The organism is Paraburkholderia sp. J67 (assembly GCF_905220265.1).
In the GTDB taxonomy this organism is placed as follows: Bacteria; Pseudomonadota; Gammaproteobacteria; order Burkholderiales; family Burkholderiaceae; genus Paraburkholderia.
In genome coordinates, this window is record NZ_CAJMZK010000085.1 from 1 (window position 1) to 767 (window position 767).

General features: G+C 64.8%; 1 protein-coding gene. It reads right to left on the reverse strand.

The features are described from left to right. The coding region (gene glyA, locus U5782_RS41280) for a serine hydroxymethyltransferase (RefSeq protein WP_322049625.1) at positions 1–767 on the reverse strand (767 nt) is incomplete at both ends.

Sequence of the window (767 nt, forward strand, 5' to 3'; positions counted from 1 at the left end):
CCCACCTGCTCGGCTTCCTTCGTGCCGAAACCGCGCGTCGTCATCGCCGGCGAACCCAGGCGGATGCCCGAGGTCACGAACGGCTTTTCCGGGTCGTTCGGGATCGCGTTCTTGTTGACCGTGATGTGCGCCGCGCCCAGCACGGCTTCCGCTGCCTTGCCGGTGATGTTCTTCGCGCGCAGGTCGACCAGCATCACATGGCTTTCCGTGCGGCCCGAGACGATACGCAGACCGCGCTTGACCAGCGTTTCGGCCAGCACGCGTGCGTTCTCGACCACTTGCTGCTGATAGGTCTTGAATTCCGGCGTCGCAGCTTCCTTGAACGCCACCGCCTTGCCGGCGATCACGTGCATCAGCGGGCCGCCCTGGATACCCGGGAAGATCGCCGAGTTGATGGCCTTTTCGTGTTCGGCCTTCATCAGGATCACGCCGCCGCGCGGGCCGCGCAGGCTCTTGTGCGTGGTCGTGGTGACGAAGTCGGCGAACGGCACCGGGTTCGGGTAGACGCCCGCGGCGATCAGGCCGGCGTAGTGCGCCATGTCGACCATGAAGTACGCGCCGACTGCCTTCGCAACCTTGGCGATACGCTCGAAGTCGATGCGCAGCGCGAATGCCGATGCGCCCGCGATGATCAGCTTCGGCTTCGTTTCGTGCGCGCGCTTCTCCAGCGCTTCGTAGTCGATGTCTTCGTTCGCGTCGAGGCCGTAGCTCACGACGTTGAACCACTTGCCGCTCATGTTGAGCGCCATGCCGTGCGTCAGGTGACC